The sequence below is a fragment of the Sphingomonas faeni genome (genome assembly GCF_003053745.1).
GTDB lineage: Bacteria > Pseudomonadota > Alphaproteobacteria > Sphingomonadales > Sphingomonadaceae > Sphingomonas > Sphingomonas faeni.
On sequence record NZ_QAYE01000003.1, the window covers coordinates 1 to 17604 of the forward strand.

Here is a 17604-nt window from a genome sequence, read left to right on the forward strand (position 1 = left end):
TTCCTCAACAGGAACCGTCGCGGGGTGGAGCAGCCCGGTAGCTCGTCAGGCTCATAACCTGAAGGTCACAGGTTCAAATCCTGTCCCCGCAACCATCTTGATTTGCAACACTTCCTCGGTAACACCGACGGAGGCTTTTTGCGTTTCCGCTCCGGCACATAGCGACAGCATCGACGCAAGCTCGCCGTGCAGGTCGATCGCGAGATGGCCGTCTTCCGGCGTCAGCACCACAGTCTCAATGAGTGCGCGCAACCGGTCGAACGCCTGCGCCTTGAGCGCCTTCTGGAATGCTGCGGTGAGCAATTCGACCTTCTCGCCATAGACGCGGCAAAGGCTGCGTGCAGCAGTGCGGCCCTGCGATCTGCGAAAGTGACCGCGTTCACGCCAGAATGTACAGTGGTCGCGTAGCTCATGGGCGCGGGATGCCGGGTTGTCAGGAAGGTCTTGGCGACGGAAGGCTGGCAAGGGACAGATCGAGCGGCTTGGGCTTCGCGACGCCCGTGCCGCTAGTCCCGATCGCCCTCGGCAACGCGCCGAATTCCCCCGCCGTGCGGGTCGGCAAGCCATGTAAATCATGCGTGACGATATCGAACATGGGAAATGCCACCGAGCCGAAGCGGATCGCCATGCCGCGGGGATTGGCGTTGTGGTCGTTGTCAGGAATGTCGGGAAATCCGTGACGTTCAAAAGGCGGACCGGCACTCCGCTGGCGCCGTCCGGCATGCGTAGTTTCCGAGGGTCACTTCGATGGCTTTCAGCGCATACCCTCCTAGACCAGAACCCTGTACGACAGCGCCGCTCTTCGCCGCAGCCTGCAGGGATCGTGACGCTCAGGCGAGGATGGAACGATGGTGGTTGCCGAACATGGTGCGACGGGAGGCCGGCATGCCGTGATTTTGTGCCATCCCGATCCGGCGAGCTTCAATCACGCGATCGCGAGCGCCTATTGCGACGCGGTTCGTGCGGCGGGGCAAGAGGTTGTGCTGCGCGACCTGTATGCGATCGGCTTCGATCCCGTGCTGAAGGCGGCGGAGCGGCCAATTAATGTTGCCGCAGTGTATGGCACGGACGTGCTGGCCGAGGTGGATGCGATCGCGGGGTGCGACGTGTTCGTGCTTGTCTACCCGATCTGGTTCGGGACGCCGCCGGCGATGCTGAAGGGTTATGTCGAGCGCGTGTTCGGTGCCAGCGTCCAGCCGGAAGCGTTGCAGGGGCGGGTGCGGACCGACCTGCTCGGCGGCAAGCGACTGGTGAGCTTCTCGACGTCGGCGGCTAGCAAGGTTTGGCTCGACGAACAGGGACAGGCACAAGGGCTCAACAGCGTCTTCGACCAGTATATCGTCCACGCGTTCGGGATGCGGTCGCAGGAGCATCGGCGGTTTGCACACATCGTGCCGGGGCTGAACGCGCGCTTTGCCGACCAGTATCTGCGCGAGGTTGCAGCCCAGGCGCAACGGACCTGCGCGCAGATCGCGTTCGGGGACGAGGCTTTGCTGGCCGATCCCAAGCTCGTCGCGCGGATGGCGCGTTGAGTTCTTCGCATCTTCAAGGACAGTCCATGACCCGTATGATGCAAGCCGCCGTCGTCGAGGCGTTCGGCGCACCGCTGACCCTGCGCGAATGGCCGGTGCCGGTTGCCGGACCGGGCCAAGTCGTCGTCAAGACCGAGGCATGCGGGGTGTGCCACACTGATCTGCACGCCGCGCACGGCGATTGGCCGGTCAAACCTACGCCGCCGTTCATTCCGGGGCATGAGGGCATCGGCATCGTCGTCGAGGTCGGCGCGGGGGTGACGATCGTGAAGCTTGGCGACCGGGTTGGCGTGCCGTGGCTTTACTCCGCGTGCGGGCATTGCGAATATTGCCTGTCCGCGTGGGAAACCGTGTGCGCCGAGGCGGAGTTCGGCGGCTACACGCGCAATGGCGGGTTCGCGGACTATATCCTCGCCGACCCGAACTACGTCGCGCATATTCCCGCCGGCCTGTCCGCGATCGAGGCAGCGCCGATCATCTGTGCGGGGATCACTACCTACAAGGGCATCAAGGAAACCGGCGCGAAGCCGGGCGAGTGGATCGCGATCTCGGGCGTCGGCGGTCTGGGGCATCTGGCAGTGCAGTACGCCAAGGCGATGGGGTTGCGCGTTGCCGCTGTCGATGTCGACGAGGGCAAGCTCGCCCATGCCAAGGCGCTTGGCGCGGAACTGTTGATCGACGCGCGCAAGCCCAACGCGATCGCGGCGCTGAAGGACGGGACCGGGGGCGGCGCGCACGGCGTGCTGATCACCGCACCGTCGCTGACCGCGTTCAATCAGGGCGTGGCGATGACGCGGCGCAAGGGGACGTGCGTGCTCGTCGGCCTGCCGCCGGGCGACTTTCCGATGCCGTTGTTCGACGTGGTGGCGCAGTGCATTACGGTGCGCGGATCGTTCGTCGGCACGCGCAAGGACATGGCGGAGGCGCTCGCCTTTGCTGCCGATGGCAAGGTGAAGGCCGACATCGAAGTGCAGCCCTTGTCGGCGATCAACGATATCTTCGACCGGCTCCAGCACGGACAGGTCGCGTCGCGCGTCGTCCTCGACTTCGGGATCTGAACATGGCCGATACTGCAACGCTGGCACCTGCGAAGACGCACCCGCTGTCCCACGACATGCTACGCCGGATGGACGCCTATTGGCGTGCCGCGAATTACCTGTCGGTCGGGCAGATCTACCTGCGCGACAATGCGTTGCTCGATCGGCCGCTGACGATCGCCGACGTCAAGCCGCGGCTGCTCGGGCATTGGGGGACGACGCCGGGGCTGAACTTCCTGTACGTCCATCTCAACCGCCTGATCGTCGAGCATGACCTCGACATGATCAACATCATCGGGCCGGGGCATGGCGGGCCGGGGCTTGTCGCGAACACCTATCTGGAGGGCTCGTACACCGAACGCTATCCCGCGATCGAGCGGAGCCGAAGCGGCATGCACCGGCTGTTCCGGCAGTTCTCGTGGCCGGGCGGAATTCCGAGCCACGTCGCACCCGAGACGCCGGGATCTATTCACGAAGGCGGCGAGCTCGGGTACTCGCTCGCGCACGCGTATGGCGCGGCGTTCGACAATCCGGACCTGATCGTCGCGTGCGTGGTCGGCGACGGCGAGGCGGAGACGGGTGCGCTGGCGGCGAGCTGGCATTCGAACAAGTTCCTCAACCCCGCGCGCGACGGTGCGGTGCTGCCGATTCTGCACCTCAACGGCTTCAAGATCGCCAACCCGACGATCCTCGCCCGGATCGACGGGCATGAGCTCGACGCGTTGCTCCGCGGCTGTGGGCATGAACCCTATTATGTCGGCGGCAGCGATCCGGCGGCGGTCCACCAGCAACTCGCCGCGGCGCTCGACAAGGCGCTGGCGAAGATCCAGGCGATCCAGGCAGTGGCGCGCGTCGAAGGCGTGACGCCCGAGCGACCGCGCTGGCCGATGATCGTGTTCCGCACGCCGAAGGGCTGGACCGGCCCGAAGTTCGTCGACGGCAAGCCGGTCGAGGGTACGTGGCGTGCCCACCAGGTACCGATCGCGGACTTCAAGGATCCGGAGCATCTGCGCCAGCTCGAGGCGTGGATGCGGAGCTACCGGCCCGAAGAGCTGTTCGACGAGACGGGCAAGTTCCTTGAGGAGTATGCGTCGCTCGCGCCGACCGGGCATCGGCGGATGGGGGCGAACCCGCATGCCAATGGCGGCGAGCTGATGGTGCCGTTGTCGCTGCCCGATTTCCGTGAGTTCGCGGTGGCGGTGGACGCGCCGGGTACGGTGAAAGTCGAGGCGACGCGCGTGCTTGGGCGCTATCTGCGCGACGTGATGAAGCTCAACCTGGCCAGCGTAAACTTCCGTCTGTTCGGGCCGGACGAGACCGCGTCGAACCGGCTCGCCGACGTGTACGACGTGTCGGGGAAGGTCTGGATGGCGGAGGTCGAGGCGGTCGACGAGCATCTCGGGCCCGACGGACGCGTGATGGAGGTGCTGAGCGAGCATCTGTGTCAGGGTTGGCTCGAAGGGTATCTGCTGACCGGGCGACACGGGCTGTTCTCGTGTTACGAGGCGTTCGTCCACATCGTCGATTCGATGGTCAACCAGCATGCTAAGTGGCTGAAGACGACCAGGACGATCCCGTGGCGGCGGCCGATCGCGTCGCTCAATTACCTGCTGACCTCGCATGTCTGGCGGCAGGATCACAACGGGCTGTCGCATCAGGATCCGGGGTTCATCGATCACGTCGCGAACAAGACCGCTGACGTCGCGCGGATCTATCTGCCGCCCGATGCGAACTGCTTGTTGTCGGTCGGCGATCACTGCCTGCGCAGTCGCGGCTATGTGAACGTGATCGTCGCGGGGAAGCAGCCGGAGTGGCAATGGCTCGGAATCGACGCGGCGGTCCGGCATTGTACCGCGGGCGCGGGGATCTGGGCGTGGGCGGGCGACGACGCCGACCCCGACGTGGTGATGGCGTGCGCGGGCGACGTGCCGACGCTGGAAACGCTGGCGGCGGTGACGATGCTGCGTGCGTACGTGCCCGATGTCCGCATCCGGGTGGTCAACGTAGTCGACCTAATGGTGTTGCAGCCACGCTCCGAACATTCGCACGGGCTCGACGAGCGCGAGTTCGACGCGATGTTCACCGCGGACAAGCCGGTGATCTTCGCGTTCCACGGCTATCCGGCGATGATCCACAAGCTGACGTACCGGCGCGCGAACCACGCCAATATTCACGTTCGCGGGTACAAGGAGATGGGGACGACGACGACGCCGTTCGACATGGTCGTGCTGAACGATCTCGACCGGTACCGGCTGGCACTCGACGCGATCGAACGGATTCCGCGGTTTCGTGGGCAGGTGCCGCGCGAGACGGCGCGGTATTGGACGACGATGGAGCGGCACAAACTCTACATCGCCGAGCAAGGCGACGATCTGCCGGAGGTGCGCGACTGGCAATGGTCGCGGTAGCGCTGGCGCTCAACAGCGGATCGTCGTCGCTGAAATACGGACTGTACGCGGTCGATGGCGATCCGGTCCTGCTCGTTGGCGGAACGATTGAGACGCCCGAGAAAGATGGCGACGATCATGCGCGCTTCTTCGATACGATCGAGATGGCGTTACGGAGGTGGCCGACCCCGACGGTGATCGGTCACCGGATCGTCCATGGCGGCCCGCACCGCGACGTGCATTGCCGAATCGACGCCGCGGTCCTGGCGGATATGCAGGCGGCGTGCGCGTTCGCACCGCTGCATGGGCCCGCCTCGCTAGCGCTGATCCACGCGGCCGAGGCACGCTATCCAGGCATGCCGCAGGTCGCGTGTTTCGATACCGCGTTCCATGCGAAGCTGCCGGACGTTGCGCAGACGCTGCCGATCCCTCGGGCTTATCAGGCAAGCGGAGTCCGGCGCTACGGCTTCCACGGCCTGTCCTGCGAGTCGATCGTCCGCCAACTCGGCGAAGACAGGCCGGACCGACTGGTGATCGCGCACCTCGGCAACGGCGCGAGCGTGACCGCCGTTCACGATGGTCACTCGATCGACACCAGCATGGGGCTGACCCCGTCCGGCGGCGTGATGATGGCGACGCGGACGGGCGATATCGATCCGGGCGTGCTGCTGTACCTTGCTCGTGAGGCAGGGTTGGATGGAGACGCGCTGGCAAGACTGGTCGATCACGGATCGGGGATGGCTGGAGTATCCGGGCTGTCCGGGGACATGCGGGTCCTGCGCGCTTCCAGCGCCGACGATGCAGATCTCGCCATACGCATGTTCGAGCGCTCGGTATGTAAGCAGACCGCGGCGATGATCACTTCTCTCGGGGGCGCGGACATGCTCGTCCTGACGGGGGGCATAGGGGAGAACGACGCGTCTACCGGCCAGGCAATCCGTGCGGGTTTAGGCTGGGTTCCAGGTCTCGAGATCCGCATACTTCCCTCGCAGGAGGACGTGCAGATCGCGCTCCACGCCGTCGCGCTTACCTGACCAACTTCGCGATGTACGTGCTTTCCGAGTCCCGACGCCTTCGCCCGATCGCGCTATCGTCTTGATACGGATCAGCCCATCGACACCCGCATCGTGCGGTAGCGAGGACGAGCCGGCGGGGAGTTCGTGATGAACGCTATCCATACCGAGATGCTCTATATCCAGCGCCGCCTGGATGCCACGCAAGCGATGGCCGATGCCGCGGCGGGGCCATGCGCGCGGGTCGCGCACGAGACGCTCGCAGGACTCTATGCCGATACGCTGGCGGCGCTCGCTGCGCAGCTGGAGTGCCTGATCGCGGAGGCGCCGCTGACGTTCGCATCGCGCGCACTGCGATCGGACCGGTCGGTTGGTTTGCGCGTCCTGCGTCCGGCAATGCCGCGCTCGCGCCTGACGCTCAAGCTCGCCTGCTAGGCGCGTTGTAGCGCGGCCTTGGTCCGCAGCGCGCCCCGGATCAGTACGAAACCGGGGATTAGCGGCAGCCATAGCGTGAAGACTCGCAGTAGCAGCGTCGCGGCGAGCGCTTCCTCCACCGATACCCCCATCAGCGCCAGCATGCCCGTCGCGCCCGCCTCGAACGTACCGAGGCCAAGCGGGATCGGGCCGAGTGTCGCGATCATCGATGCGGTCATCACCGCGACGAACGCCACCGGGAATGCGACCGGCTGCCCGAGCGCAAGAAAGCATACCATCAGGCTGGCGGCGTCGGCGAGGAAGACGAGGCCGTTGACCGCCGCAACGCGGACGATGAGCCGGCGGTCGACCAGCAGCCGCTTGGGTGCCTCGCCAACGATCGCGACGAGTGCGCGAATGCTTGCGAACCGGGCGAGCATTGATGAGACAGGGCGCCGTCCGCGCCGGCGGATCCACAGCGCCAACCCGGGAATCGCGGTCGCGGCGATCAGGAACACGAGCACGAAGCCCGCGATCCAGACGGACGCCAAGCCTTTCGTCCACAGCACCGCCAGCATTGTCAGCGCGCAAATTCCGTACACCGTGTAGAAGCCGATCATCGCAACCAGCAGCGTCGCTACGGCGTTGCCGCGCTTGGCCCCGAGCGCGGTCAACTGGTCGACGAGGAACATGTTGCCACCCATGCCCGCGACCGGAATGACCTGATCCGCGAACAGTTTGCCGACCGCGATCAAGTAGAGCCGGCGCAGCGGTTGTGGCGTATCGGTCTGACCCAGCACGATCTTCCAGCCCGCCGCGACGCTCGCATAGGTGGTCGCCTGCAAGCCCAGCGCGACCATCAGCCAGCCGGGATGCGCATCTTCGAGCATCGTCGCGAACGCGTGCAGGTCGCCGATCCGCAGAACCGCGCCGACGACGATCGCGATCACCGCGAGGCCCAGCACCCAGCCGATGTGGCGCAACACCCCGCGCCAAAGGCTTGCCAGGCTCATTCAGCGACGCGCGCGCTTGGTGGGGCGGTGATCGAACAGGAAGGTCTTCAACAGCTCGGCCAGCACAAGATAGCCGAGCGTGACGCCACCAAGGCTCGCAACCACGACGAGCGGCGGCGCGACGAACCCGAACCAGCTGCCGACCGGCGTGAACGGCAGCACCATTGCCACCATAAGCGCGCTTAGAGACGATAGCGCAAGCGCGGGCCGCGGCAGGTCCGCCCATGGTCGTCCGTTGGTGCGGATCACGAAGATCACCAGGATCTGCGTCGCCATCGATTCGAGGAACCAGGCAGTGTGAAACTCCGGCGCCGCGACATGGAAGGCTAGCGACAACCCCGCGAACGTCAGCAGGTCGAACGCCGACGACAGCGGACCCATCACCGCGGCGAAGCGGATCAGCGCGGGCATGCTCCACACCTGCGGCCGTGCGACCGCTTCGGGGCGGACGCCGTCGAACGGAATGCCGATCTCGGACACGTCGTAGAGCAGGTTGTTGAGCAGGATCTGCGTCGGCAGCATCGGTAGGAAAGGGAGGAACATCGAAGCGACAGCCATCGACAGCATGTTGCCGAAGTTCGAGCTCGCGCCCATCCGGACGTATTTCAGGATGTTGGCGAACGTCCGCCGCCCTTCCTCGACACCGTCCGCGACCACGCCCAGATCGCTGTCGAGCATGATCATGTCCGCCGACGCCTGCGCGACACTGGCCGCCCCGGCGACCGACAGGCCGATATCTGCGAGTTTCAACGCAGGCGCGTCGTTGATCCCGTCGCCGAGATACCCGACGATTGCACCGCTTGCCTGGAGGGCGCGCACCAGCCGCGCCTTCTGGTCGGGGGCAAGTCGGCCATAGGCATCGACGTCGCGGACCTGCACCGCCAGCGCGTCGTCGCTGAGTTTGGCGATGTCGGCGCCGGACAGCACGCGCGATGTGGCGAGGCCGACCAGTCCGGCGAGACGGCCGACCACTACGGGGTCGTCGCCCGACAGGATCTTCAACCGGATGCCTGCGGCTTGTAGGCGGGCTACAGCGGCGGGGGCCGTCTCCTTCGGCGGATCGGCGAACGCGCAGAGACCGGCATAGACGAGGTTGGTTTCGTCGTCCGCGGTCGGTGCATGCGTTAAGCCTGTCCATGGTCGGGAGGCGATCGCGATGGCGCGCAGGCCTTGTTGGGCAAGCGTGTGGACCTGCGCTATGACCGCTGCGCGATCGGCGTCGGTTAAAACGCATCCGGCGAGCACGGCTTCGGGCGCACCCTTGGTGATCAGGACCGTGCCGCTTGCACCGGTCGCCAGCACTGTCGCGAGCCGGCGGTCGAAGTCGAACACGCTCTGCGCGGCCAGCGTCCACCCTTTCACGGCGTCCGGCGATGCGGCAGCCAACGCCGTATCTAGTGCGCCGCGGTCACCGCCGAGCGCTGCAGCGATCGCCCCCAGCCGCGCAACTTCGGGATCGTCCGCCCCCGTATGGCCGATGCTCCGCGCGAGGCTGATCTGCGCGGAGGTCAGCGTGCCGGTCTTGTCGGTGCACAGGATCGTCATCGCGCCGAGATCGTGGATCGATGCGAGCCGCTTCACGATCACCTTGCGTTTCGCCATCCGCAGCGCGCCGCGCGACAGCGTGACGGTGGTGATCATCGGCAACAGCTCGGGCGTGAGCCCGACCGCGAGCGCGACCGCGAACAGCAGCGACTGGAGCAGCGGCCGACCGAGGAATATGCTGGCCGTCAGCACGACCACAACCAGCGCCAGCGTCAGCCGCGTCGTCAGCAGGCCGTACGCGTGGAGATCGCGCTCGAACGGGGAGGGGGCGGCGGCGGTCGCCAGCGCGGCGGCGGCCGAGCCGAACAGCGTTGCGCGGCCCGTGCCGACGATCAACGCGGTCGCCGTCCCGGTCTGCGCGATTGCCCCGCGGAACAGCGCGTTCGTGGCTTCGGCGGCGGTCGTCGCGGTGATAAAGCCGGCACGCTTGTCGACAGGATAGGGCTCGCCGGTCAGCGCGGCTTCGTTCGCCGTGAACGCCGTGCTGGCGAGGATCAGCGCGTCGGCGGGGATGATGTCGCCGGTATGGACCTCGACGATGTCGCCAGGCACTACCGCCTCGATCGCGACTGCGACAAACGCGCCGTCGCGGCGGACGCGCGCGGAGACCGCGACCGACTGACGCAGGATCGCCGCGGCGTGGACCGCTTGCCCCTCCTGATAGGTGTCGAGCAGCACCGAGAAGCCGAGGATCACGACGATGATCGACCCGCCGACCGCATCGCCGGTCACCGCCGAGACGAGCCCCGCGGCAAGCAGGATCAGCGACAACGGTTCTAGTAGTCGGCGCGCGATCGCCCGTGCTGAACCGGTATGCGTCTCCGCGCTGTCGCTGTTCGGCCCGTAGCGTGCGAGACGCAGCGTGGCCTGCTGCGCGCTCAGCCCGTCACGCGACGTCCCGAGATCGGCGAGCAGCGCATCGGCCGACCGGGTCCAGAACGGCGGTGCGTCCTGCGTCAGGCGACCGGCTCGGCGACCGGGAGTTCGCCGGTCAGTTGCGCATGCGGCGACGCCCCGCTGGTATTCGCGCTGTGGTCGTGGTGGACGGTGATCCGACGTGGGCTAAGCGGTTCGAGCACAAGCTTGGCGCGTTGCATCTCCGCCTCGCTGCCGTGCGCCATGACGAGGAACCCGTCGGCTGCGATATCGGTCTCGTAGCTGACGATCGAATCCTCGGGGATGCCGAGGCTGGCGAGCGCCGCGACCAGTGCGCCGGTGCCGCCGAGCACGACCGCACCCTCGATCGCCGCGATCACCGTCGCGGCCAGATGCCCGAGCAGCACGACCCCGCCAACCACCGGCACGGTCGCGTACAGTCCACCCATGAACAGTCCCCACAGGCCGCCCCATAGTGCGCCGCGCGAGCCCCAGAAGCGGATGCGGTCGCCGCTATTGTAGAAGCCCGTCGCGGTCTGGTCACTGTGATAGCCTTTACCGACGATGCTCAACCGCCGCAGCCCGAACCCCGACGCGGCAAGCGCCTTCACCGCGGCATCGGCCTGGGCGTGGTCGTCAAACACGGCGACGATCGAATGGCTGAATTTCATGGCGTGATCCTCGGTAAGGGAGCGTTGCCAAACCGTACGATCGGGGTGCGGCGGCACCAGCGTCGGGAACTACCTACCGTGCGTGCTGGCGGGCGCGAGATCGTGAAGCGCGACGAACGCCTTGAACAGCACGCGCGGATCGAACGCGCCCTTGTAGACCGCGGGCGGCGATCGACGCAGGCCGAGCAGCGCGTACACCGCGGTTTGCGCCGACCGCACCGAATATTCGACGGTGAAGACGCAGTCGTCGGGGAGCTCGCAATATTGACCGATGACCGCGAGGTTGGCGGTGTCTGCCGGTATGACGTCCGGCCGATCGCTGTGCCGTCTCGGCATGAACTGGCTGGTGATGAACGGCATCATGCACGGGATGCAGGTCGCGCTGGCGAGGATCGTCTCGGTCTCCGCGACGATGCCGAGATGACCCAGGATCTCGGCCATGATCTCGCGACCGGTGCAGTCCGCCATCGGTTTCCGCACGAAATCGCCGGGTGTATCGACGGTCAGTCCATATCCCCAGAACACCGCGACGTCGTCGGGCTGGCCGAGGAAATGCGGCTGGTAGGGGATCACGATCGAGGCGAGCCAAGCGGAGTCGGGAAAGGTGATCAGCCCGCCTTCGCCGGGGACGTTGCCGGTCGCGTCGCGGATCAGCGCGAGCAGGGTCGCGTCGTGGAGCGTGGTCGTGAACGATACCCATTTTGAGCGGTCGACGTCGTTGGTAAAGACCGCCGGCCTGCCGAACTGCGGCCGCCCGTCCGCGAGTTTCTCCCACAGCGCCCACCCGCCGCCGGCGTTCGCGCCGAGGAGGGTTGGGGCGGTGCCCATCGATCCGAGACTTGAGCCTTCGGTCATCGAGCCGAGCGTGAGCAGCACGTAATCGTCCGTATCGACGCGGATCTCGCTCGTCTTCGCACCCTCGGCGATGCGGATGCCGCGGACGACGGTCATTCCATCCTCGTCGGCGAGGCGCAGATCGGTAACGACCGTGTTCGTCCGGAAGTGCACGCCGCGCGCGACGAGCCAGGCGTGAAGCGGGCGGACCAGCGAGTCATATTGGTTGAGCCGCGTCCGCATGATCCCTTCGAGCCGGTTGAAGCCGCCGACCATGTGCGCGAAGCGGAGCAGGTAGCGCTTGAACTCGACCGCGCTGTGCCACGGCTGGAACGCAAAGGTGGTGCACCACATCAGCCAGAAATTGGTCTTGAAGAATGCGTCGTCGAACTGGTCGGCGATGGTCGAGCGGTCGAGGATGGCCTCGGGCGTGATCGCGAGCCGTTCGAGGCTGCGGATCTGGTGGCCGGTCAGGCCGAATTCGGGCGCGACATGGCGTTTGCCGCCCGAAAACAACCGGGAATGCGACGATGTCTTCATCACCGCGTTCCAGTCGAAGATCTCCTCCGTCACGGTCTTGTCGCCGTCCAGCGTCGGGATCGAGCCGAACAGATCGAACGTGCAGAGATATTTCGATTCCAGCATCCGCCCGCCGCGCAGCGAATAGCCGTTTTCTGCCGATCCGCCGCCGTCGAGACTGCCGCCGAGCAGCGCGCCTTCGTCGATGATCGTGATATCCGCCCCGCGCATGTCGCCGTCGCGGATCAGGAACGCGGCCGCCGCGAGCGATGCGATCCCGCCGCCGACCAGGAAGGCCCGTCCCTCGTCGCGCGGGACGGGCGCGGTGTCGGGGTCTTCGTGGAATGGGTCAGTGGTGGGCATAGGAACGTCCTTGGTGGAGAGGGGGGTGGTTCGGCCGGCTCAACCCTCGGCGTTCCAGCCGGACCAACTGCGATCGATCGACGCGGCGATCGCGGTGAGGAGTGTGGCATCGCCCGTGCTGCGGTCGAGGATGCGGTCGCCGTGGCGTTCGGCGGCGTGGACCAGTTCGGGCAGCGGGACGATCCCGTCGAGCAGGATCGCTTTGCCACGCCAACCAGATGCGCGCATCGCGTGGAGCGTTTCCATCCCGCTGCCGTCTGCGCTTTCGACGTCCACGATGATGCACGGAAAGTCACGCGAGCGCGGATCGGCAAGCAGCGCCGCGCTGGTCGCGTAGGAGCGTACGTCGTAGCGTTCCGACAGCAGCATGATCTGGCGCGCGCGGCGGATCGCGGGATCGCCATCGACCAGCGAAACGCCGATGCCGTCATTGGTGTGGGTAGATTGGTCGGTCATCAGTCGGTCCTCGTTGCGACCTTCGATGACACGCGGGCAATCCCGCGTCTGTACGTAGAAGACGAGGGGCGTGGAGGGGCTCAGGCCGGTTCCGCGGTTTCGCCCAACCCGGCTGAAAACGCGATGCGCAGCACGTCCGACAGGCTGCGTGCGGCGAGCTTTTCCATCAGATTGGCGCGGTGGACTTCGACGGTGCGGGTCGCGATGTCGAGGTCATAGGCAATCAGCTTGTTGGGGCGGCCGAGTACCATGCCGTCGAGCACGTCGCGTTCGCGCGGGGTGAGGGCTGCGAGGCGAACGAGCGCATCCGCGGCGGCGAGGTGCTCGCGGTCGGACCGTGCAGCGTGCGCCAGTGCCGTCTCGATCGCGGCGAGCAAGACGCTGCGCTCGAACGGTTTTTCCAGGAATTCGATCGCGCCCGCCTTGATTGCACGAACGGCCAGCGTGACATCGCCGTGGCCGGTCAGCATGATCACCGGCAGCGCGATGCCGCTATGCGCGAGGCGAGCCTGTACCTCCAACCCGTCGAGGTCAGGCATGCGAACGTCCAGCAACACGCAACCACGCGTTTCGCGCGTCACGGACTTCAGGAAGTGCGTGCCCGCCGGATAGGTCTCGACGGCATAGCCCGCCTTGCGCAACAGGAAGCCGACCGACTGGCGGATTGCCTCGTCGTCGTCGACGATGTGCACCGTGCGGCGTGGGTCCGCCATGGTGGGATCAGTCATGGGTTTCCCCTTCAGAAGGTGCGGCGAGCGGCACGGTGAAGTGGAACGCAGTGCCACCGGTGGCGACGCCATCTGCCCAGATTCGCCCGCCATGTGCCTCGACGATCGTTCGGCAGATCGACAGGCCAAGGCCCATGCCGTCCTCCTTGGTGGTCGCAAACGCTTCGAACAGGCGCGCGCGGACTTCGCTGTCGATGCCGAAGCCAGTGTCCGCGACGGTGATCTGCACCCAGCCTTCGCGCTCGGGGGCGGTAGCGATCGACAACGTCCGGTCGGGTGACCCGGCCATCGAATGGATTGCGTTGCGGATGAGGTTGACCAGCACCTGCTGGATCTGGATGCGATCGACGCGAACCATGACCGGGCTTGGTGACGCCTTGTTGACGACCGTGATGCCCGCCTCGTGCGCGCCGAGCAGGCCGAGGCTGGTTGCCTCCTCGACGAGCAGATCGAGCCGTTCGTCGAGAAACCCGGTGTCTCCGCCATCGACGAACGCGCGCAGCCGGCGGACGATCGTGCCCGCGCGCAGGGATTGCGCCGCGGCCAGTTCCAGCGCCTCGGCAATGTCGGCTAGCAACGGGTGGCTTGAAGGACCTGCGCTCTCGTCGATCATCGCGCGGGTTGCCTCGAGGTAGTTGGCGATCGCGGTCAGCGGCTGGTTGATTTCGTGCGCAAGGGTCGACGCCATCGTGCCCATTGCGCTGACGCGGGAGACGTGGACGAGTTCTGACTGCAACTCCTGCATGCGGCGTTCGGTCGCGTGGCGGTTGGTGAGGTCACGGATGAAACCGGTAAAGATGCGTTCGCCCGCGATCGACGCTTCGCCGACCGCCAGTTCGATCGGGAACGTCTCGCCCCCTTTGCGCATCGCGCGTTCGAGGCGGACATTGCCGATCACGTGGCGCTCGCCGGTATGCCTGTATTTGCGCAGGTGCGCGTCGTGGTCGCGCGCCTCGGCCTGCGGCATCAGCATCGCGACGTTCTGGCCGATCACCTCGCTCGCTGCATAGCCGAAGACCAGTTCGGCGGCGGCACTGAACGAGGCGACGATGCCGTTCTCGTTCATCACGATCATCGCGTCGGGAACGGTGTTGAGGATCGAACGGAGGTGGTGTTCGCGGCGCACGATCGCGGCTTCTGCGGCCTTCTCATGCGTGATGTCGCGGATCACCTTGCCGAACCCGCGCAACGCGCCGGCGTCGTCGTGGAGCGCGGTGATCGTGACGTGCGCGAGGAATTCGGAGCCGTCCTTGCGGACTCGCCAGCTTTCCTCCTCTATCCGGCCATCCCGGTGGGCGCGGGCGAGGTCGGCTTCGGGCTTGTCCGCGGCGATATCGTCGGCGGGGTAGAAGATCGCGAAATCGCGGCCGATGATCTCCGCCTCGGCCCAGCCCTTGATCCGTTCGGCGCCGCGGTTCCAGATCGTCACGCGGCCCTGGGGATCGAGCATGTAGATCGCATAGGTCGTCGCGCCGTCGATCAGCAGGCCCAGTTCCTCCGCTAGCGCGGCATCGCCGCGCGCCACCGCCTGAACGTCGGTATCGTGCGAGGACTGCGACGCGATCATGCGGGCGGTGCGGTAGCTCGGGGGGCGCAGAGGCAAGTCATTGAGACGCGGGCCTTGTTCGACACACTGGTCCGATCCGGCGGGGGGCAATCGTGCGATACCCTCGTTCGAAACATGACGCATGTTAAGCCAAGGATCCGCTATATGCTAATAGTCCTTCAATGACTGAGATGGCCGACAGGATCGTGGCGCCGACGACTAGTCTTCGGTTCGCCCTGGCGACCGGCGCGAAGTATTTGCGGATCGCGGGTGCGGCCACGGCCTAGTGCGACAACAACGTGCAACGCCGATCGCGCAGCAGCAGGTCGCGGGTGACGCCACCGAACGCCCATTCGCGGATCCGGCTGTGGCCATAGGCGCCGGCGACGACGAGGTCGGCCTCGACGTTGTTCGCGATGCCGGCAAGCGTGTCGATGCTGGTGCCCTTCATTCGTGCGACGACCTTGTCCGCGTCGACGCCGTGACGCGCGAGCCAGGCGGTAACGTCCTCGATCGGCTTGCGCGCATCGATCGCGTCGATCGCGACCTCGACGATGACGACGCGGTCGGCGGCCTGGAGCATCGGCAGCGCATCGTTGATCGCGCGGCGGCATTCGCGCGTGTCGGTCCACGCGACCATGATGGTCGAGAAGGTCGCGGTAGCGGCGCCGTCAGGGACGACCAGCACCGGGCGGCCCGCTCGCAGGATCAGGTCGCCGGTGTCGGCATGTGTCGCGAGATCGGCGAAGCCGGGCCCGGCGCTGGTGATGACGAGATCGGCGGATCGCGCATTCTCGGCGACGACGTGCGCGAGGTTGGCTAGCGTCGGGATCGAGTGCCATTCCAGTACGTGGTGTGCGAGCCGTTCATGTGCGTGGAACTCGGTCTTGGCGCGGGCGAGTTCGTCGGCGACGATATCGCGCTCGATCATCGCATATTCACCGCCGAGATAGCCGTCGCACGTGCCGATCTGCACCGGCTGGCACGCGGCGATACCGATCACCGCGGCGTCGTACTGGTCGGCGAGCGTGGCCGCGACGTCAAGCAAGGTGGCGTTGGGGCGTCCGCCGTCGAGATGCACCATCAGGGTCGAATAGGTCATGCACGGTCTCCCTCTTTCGCACTGCTCTCGGCGTTCGGATGGGGGCGGGAAAGGATCGGGAACTACGCAGGCGCGCCGCATGTGCGTAGTTCCCGACGCTGTCCGCGACCGGTCGTATCGATAGGCTTGCGATCATCGGCTCGGGCCTCTCCGCGCTGTTTCAGGAGAGTGTCATGTCCCACGACGCCAGATTGCAGAAAGCCGTGCTCGCCGAACTTAACTGGGACCCGAGCGTCCCCGCCGGGCATATCGGCGTCACCGCGAACAACGGCGTCGTCACGCTCAGCGGCCACGCCGGCAGCTATGCCGCGAAATACGCCGCCGAACGCGCCGCCGCGCGCGTCGATGGTGTGAAGGCGGTTGCGGAGGAGATCGAGGTGCAACTCGAAGATCGCTTCAAGCGTGGCGACGAGGCGATCGCCAGCGCGATCGTCGAGCGGCTGTCCTGGGACACTACCGTCCCCCACGACAGCATCAAGGCACAGGTCGAGGACGGCTGGGTCAGCCTGCGCGGCGAGGTGCGCTGGCATTTCCAGAAGGACGCGGCCGAGGCGGCGGTACGGCCGCTCGCGGGTGTCGTCGGCGTGATCAACCACATCACGCTCAAACCGCGCGTCGATGTGACCGACGTCAGCAACGACATCCGCACCGCGCTGCACCGCTCGTGGTTCTTCGACGGCGACACGATCAAGGTGTCGGTCGACGGCGGCACGGTGCGGCTCACCGGCTCGGTCGACTCCCCGCACGACCGGATGGTCGCCGAACGCACGGCCTGGGCAGCACCCGGCGCGGTGAAGGTCGAGAACATGCTCGAAATCGCCTGACATGGGCGCGCTGTCGTCGCACCGCGAACGCCACGTGGCCGATCGGATCGGTTGGCTGCGGGCGGCGGTGCTCGGCGCCAATGATGGGATCGTCTCGACCGCAAGCCTGATCATCGGCGTCGCCGTCGCCGGTGGTCAGGTCGGCGTGATCGTCATCGCGGGAACGGCCGGGATGGTCGCGGGCGCGATGTCGATGGCGGCGGGCGAATATGTCTCGGTCAGCGCGCAGGCGGATACCGAGACCGCCGAACTCGGGCGCGAACGACGCGAACTGGCCGATGACCCGCGCGGCGAACTGGCCGAACTCGCGGCGATCTACGTCGCGCGGGGGGTGGACGCTGCCACTGCGATGATAGTCGCAGCGCAGTTGATGGCGAGGGACGCACTAGGCGCACATGCACGCGACGAATTGGACATCACGCTGGGGATCCGAGCGCGGCCGGTCCAGGCCGCCTTCGCCTCGGCGGCGAGCTTCACGGCGGGCGCGGCGCTGCCGTTGCTGACCGTGTTCATCGTGCCGCCCGCGTTGCTGGTCTGGGCGGTGGCGGGCGGATCGTTGGTGTTCCTCGCGCTGCTCGGCGCGATTGGTGCGAAGACCGGCGGTGCGAGCGTCTGGCGCGGCACGCTCCGCGTCACTTTCTGGGGTGCGTTCGCAATGGCAGCGACCGCCGCGATCGGGCGCCTGATCGGCGGCACTGTGTGATCCGCATCTGACTGGTCGACTGACCTGACGATCCTCCCCCT

General features: G+C 66.5%; 16 protein-coding genes and 1 tRNA gene. 8 read left to right on the plus strand and 9 right to left on the minus strand.

Annotated features, from left to right (window positions below; genetic code table 11):
* Positions 1–18 precede the first annotated feature (18 nt).
* A tRNA-Met gene (locus C8J25_RS06545) sits at positions 19–95 on the plus strand.
* A gap of 338 nt (positions 96–433) precedes the next feature.
* Here C8J25_RS06545 and C8J25_RS06555 read toward each other — a convergent pair.
* Positions 434–628 carry a hypothetical protein gene (locus tag C8J25_RS06555; protein ID WP_107953451.1) on the minus strand — a complete coding sequence of 65 codons (195 nt, stop codon included), beginning with the start codon at positions 626–628 and terminating at the stop codon, positions 434–436.
* Between the two features lie 220 nt (positions 629–848).
* Here C8J25_RS06555 and C8J25_RS06560 point away from each other — a divergent pair, with 220 nt between their 5' ends.
* From C8J25_RS06560 to C8J25_RS06580, 5 genes are all read left to right on the plus strand, one after another.
* On the plus strand, positions 849–1532 hold the full coding sequence (locus C8J25_RS06560) for an NAD(P)H-dependent oxidoreductase (protein ID WP_107953453.1): 684 nt from the start codon (positions 849–851) through the stop codon (positions 1530–1532).
* Between the two features lie 26 nt (positions 1533–1558).
* A complete protein-coding gene (adhP, locus tag C8J25_RS06565; RefSeq protein ID WP_107953455.1) occupies positions 1559–2590 on the plus strand; it encodes an alcohol dehydrogenase AdhP in 1032 nt (343 codons plus the stop codon).
* 2 nt (positions 2591–2592) lie between these two features.
* Positions 2593–4977 carry a phosphoketolase family protein gene (locus C8J25_RS06570; RefSeq protein WP_107953458.1) on the plus strand — a complete coding sequence of 795 codons (2385 nt, stop codon included), beginning with the start codon at positions 2593–2595 and terminating at the stop codon, positions 4975–4977.
* The gene (locus C8J25_RS06575) at positions 4965–5990 is read left to right on the plus strand and encodes an acetate/propionate family kinase (protein ID WP_107953460.1); all 1026 of its coding nucleotides are present in this window, start codon (positions 4965–4967) and stop codon (positions 5988–5990) included. Before C8J25_RS06570 ends, C8J25_RS06575 begins: the two co-directional genes overlap by 13 nt.
* 129 nt (positions 5991–6119) lie before the next feature.
* Positions 6120–6404 carry a hypothetical protein gene (locus C8J25_RS06580; RefSeq protein WP_107953462.1) on the plus strand — a complete coding sequence of 95 codons (285 nt, stop codon included), beginning with the start codon at positions 6120–6122 and terminating at the stop codon, positions 6402–6404.
* On the opposite strand, the gene C8J25_RS06585 is transcribed toward C8J25_RS06580, so the two are convergent.
* The 8 genes from C8J25_RS06585 to C8J25_RS06620 all read right to left on the minus strand — a co-directional run bounded on the left by C8J25_RS06585 (position 6401) and on the right by C8J25_RS06620 (position 16036).
* Positions 6401–7396, minus strand: coding sequence for a lysylphosphatidylglycerol synthase transmembrane domain-containing protein (locus C8J25_RS06585; RefSeq protein ID WP_107953464.1), 996 nt, complete (start codon positions 7394–7396; stop codon positions 6401–6403). The two genes, C8J25_RS06580 and C8J25_RS06585, sit on opposite strands and share 4 nt — an antisense overlap.
* Positions 7397–9901, minus strand: a complete 2505-nt coding sequence (gene mgtA, locus C8J25_RS06590; protein ID WP_107953466.1) for a magnesium-translocating P-type ATPase — start codon at positions 9899–9901, stop codon at positions 7397–7399.
* Positions 9898–10488, minus strand: a complete 591-nt coding sequence (locus C8J25_RS06595; protein ID WP_208622538.1) for a general stress protein — start codon at positions 10486–10488, stop codon at positions 9898–9900. The genes mgtA and C8J25_RS06595 overlap by 4 nt, the downstream gene beginning before the upstream one ends.
* A gap of 69 nt (positions 10489–10557) precedes the next feature.
* Positions 10558–12204 (minus strand): oleate hydratase, encoded by a 1647-nt coding sequence (locus C8J25_RS06600; protein ID WP_107953468.1) that lies wholly within the window; start codon positions 12202–12204, stop codon positions 10558–10560.
* Between the two features lie 39 nt (positions 12205–12243).
* Positions 12244–12660 (minus strand): response regulator transcription factor, encoded by a 417-nt coding sequence (locus tag C8J25_RS06605; RefSeq protein ID WP_107953470.1) that lies wholly within the window; start codon positions 12658–12660, stop codon positions 12244–12246.
* Between the two features lie 80 nt (positions 12661–12740).
* Positions 12741–13373, minus strand: a complete 633-nt coding sequence (locus C8J25_RS06610; protein WP_107953472.1) for a response regulator transcription factor — start codon at positions 13371–13373, stop codon at positions 12741–12743.
* Between the two features lie 7 nt (positions 13374–13380).
* Positions 13381–14955: a PAS domain-containing sensor histidine kinase gene (locus C8J25_RS06615; RefSeq protein ID WP_107953475.1), complete on the minus strand. Its 1575-nt coding sequence runs from the start codon at positions 14953–14955 to the stop codon at positions 13381–13383.
* A 262-nt stretch (positions 14956–15217) separates the two neighbouring features.
* A complete protein-coding gene (locus C8J25_RS06620) occupies positions 15218–16036 on the minus strand; it encodes a universal stress protein (protein ID WP_107953477.1) in 819 nt (272 codons plus the stop codon).
* 173 nt (positions 16037–16209) lie between these two features.
* Between C8J25_RS06620 and C8J25_RS06625 the strand changes: the two genes are divergently transcribed.
* Positions 16210–16860 carry a BON domain-containing protein gene (locus tag C8J25_RS06625; RefSeq protein WP_107953479.1) on the plus strand — a complete coding sequence of 217 codons (651 nt, stop codon included), beginning with the start codon at positions 16210–16212 and terminating at the stop codon, positions 16858–16860.
* Position 16861: 1 nt separating this feature from the next.
* A complete protein-coding gene (locus tag C8J25_RS06630; protein ID WP_107953481.1) occupies positions 16862–17563 on the plus strand; it encodes a VIT1/CCC1 transporter family protein in 702 nt (233 codons plus the stop codon).
* Positions 17564–17604 lie beyond the last annotated feature (41 nt).

What these genes read in the sequence shown, in the direction of transcription:
- C8J25_RS06630 (WP_107953481.1), top strand. Translation starts at nt 16,862, where the DNA reads ATGGGCGCGCTGTCGTCGCACCGCGAACGCCACGTGGCCGATCGGATC.
- C8J25_RS06595 (WP_208622538.1), bottom strand. Translation starts at nt 10,488, where the DNA reads ATGAAATTCAGCCATTCGATCGTCGCCGTGTTTGACGACCACGCCCAG.
- adhP (WP_107953455.1), top strand. Translation starts at nt 1,559, where the DNA reads ATGACCCGTATGATGCAAGCCGCCGTCGTCGAGGCGTTCGGCGCACCG.
- C8J25_RS06575 (WP_107953460.1), top strand. Translation starts at nt 4,965, where the DNA reads ATGGTCGCGGTAGCGCTGGCGCTCAACAGCGGATCGTCGTCGCTGAAA.
- C8J25_RS06555 (WP_107953451.1), bottom strand. Translation starts at nt 628, where the DNA reads ATGGCGATCCGCTTCGGCTCGGTGGCATTTCCCATGTTCGATATCGTC.
- C8J25_RS06625 (WP_107953479.1), top strand. Translation starts at nt 16,210, where the DNA reads ATGTCCCACGACGCCAGATTGCAGAAAGCCGTGCTCGCCGAACTTAAC.
- C8J25_RS06615 (WP_107953475.1), bottom strand. Translation starts at nt 14,955, where the DNA reads ATGATCGCGTCGCAGTCCTCGCACGATACCGACGTTCAGGCGGTGGCG.
- C8J25_RS06560 (WP_107953453.1), top strand. Translation starts at nt 849, where the DNA reads ATGGTGGTTGCCGAACATGGTGCGACGGGAGGCCGGCATGCCGTGATT.
- C8J25_RS06605 (WP_107953470.1), bottom strand. Translation starts at nt 12,660, where the DNA reads ATGACCGACCAATCTACCCACACCAATGACGGCATCGGCGTTTCGCTG.
- C8J25_RS06600 (WP_107953468.1), bottom strand. Translation starts at nt 12,204, where the DNA reads ATGCCCACCACTGACCCATTCCACGAAGACCCCGACACCGCGCCCGTC.
- C8J25_RS06570 (WP_107953458.1), top strand. Translation starts at nt 2,593, where the DNA reads ATGGCCGATACTGCAACGCTGGCACCTGCGAAGACGCACCCGCTGTCC.
- C8J25_RS06620 (WP_107953477.1), bottom strand. Translation starts at nt 16,036, where the DNA reads ATGACCTATTCGACCCTGATGGTGCATCTCGACGGCGGACGCCCCAAC.
- C8J25_RS06580 (WP_107953462.1), top strand. Translation starts at nt 6,120, where the DNA reads ATGAACGCTATCCATACCGAGATGCTCTATATCCAGCGCCGCCTGGAT.
- C8J25_RS06610 (WP_107953472.1), bottom strand. Translation starts at nt 13,373, where the DNA reads ATGGCGGACCCACGCCGCACGGTGCACATCGTCGACGACGACGAGGCA.
- C8J25_RS06585 (WP_107953464.1), bottom strand. Translation starts at nt 7,396, where the DNA reads ATGAGCCTGGCAAGCCTTTGGCGCGGGGTGTTGCGCCACATCGGCTGG.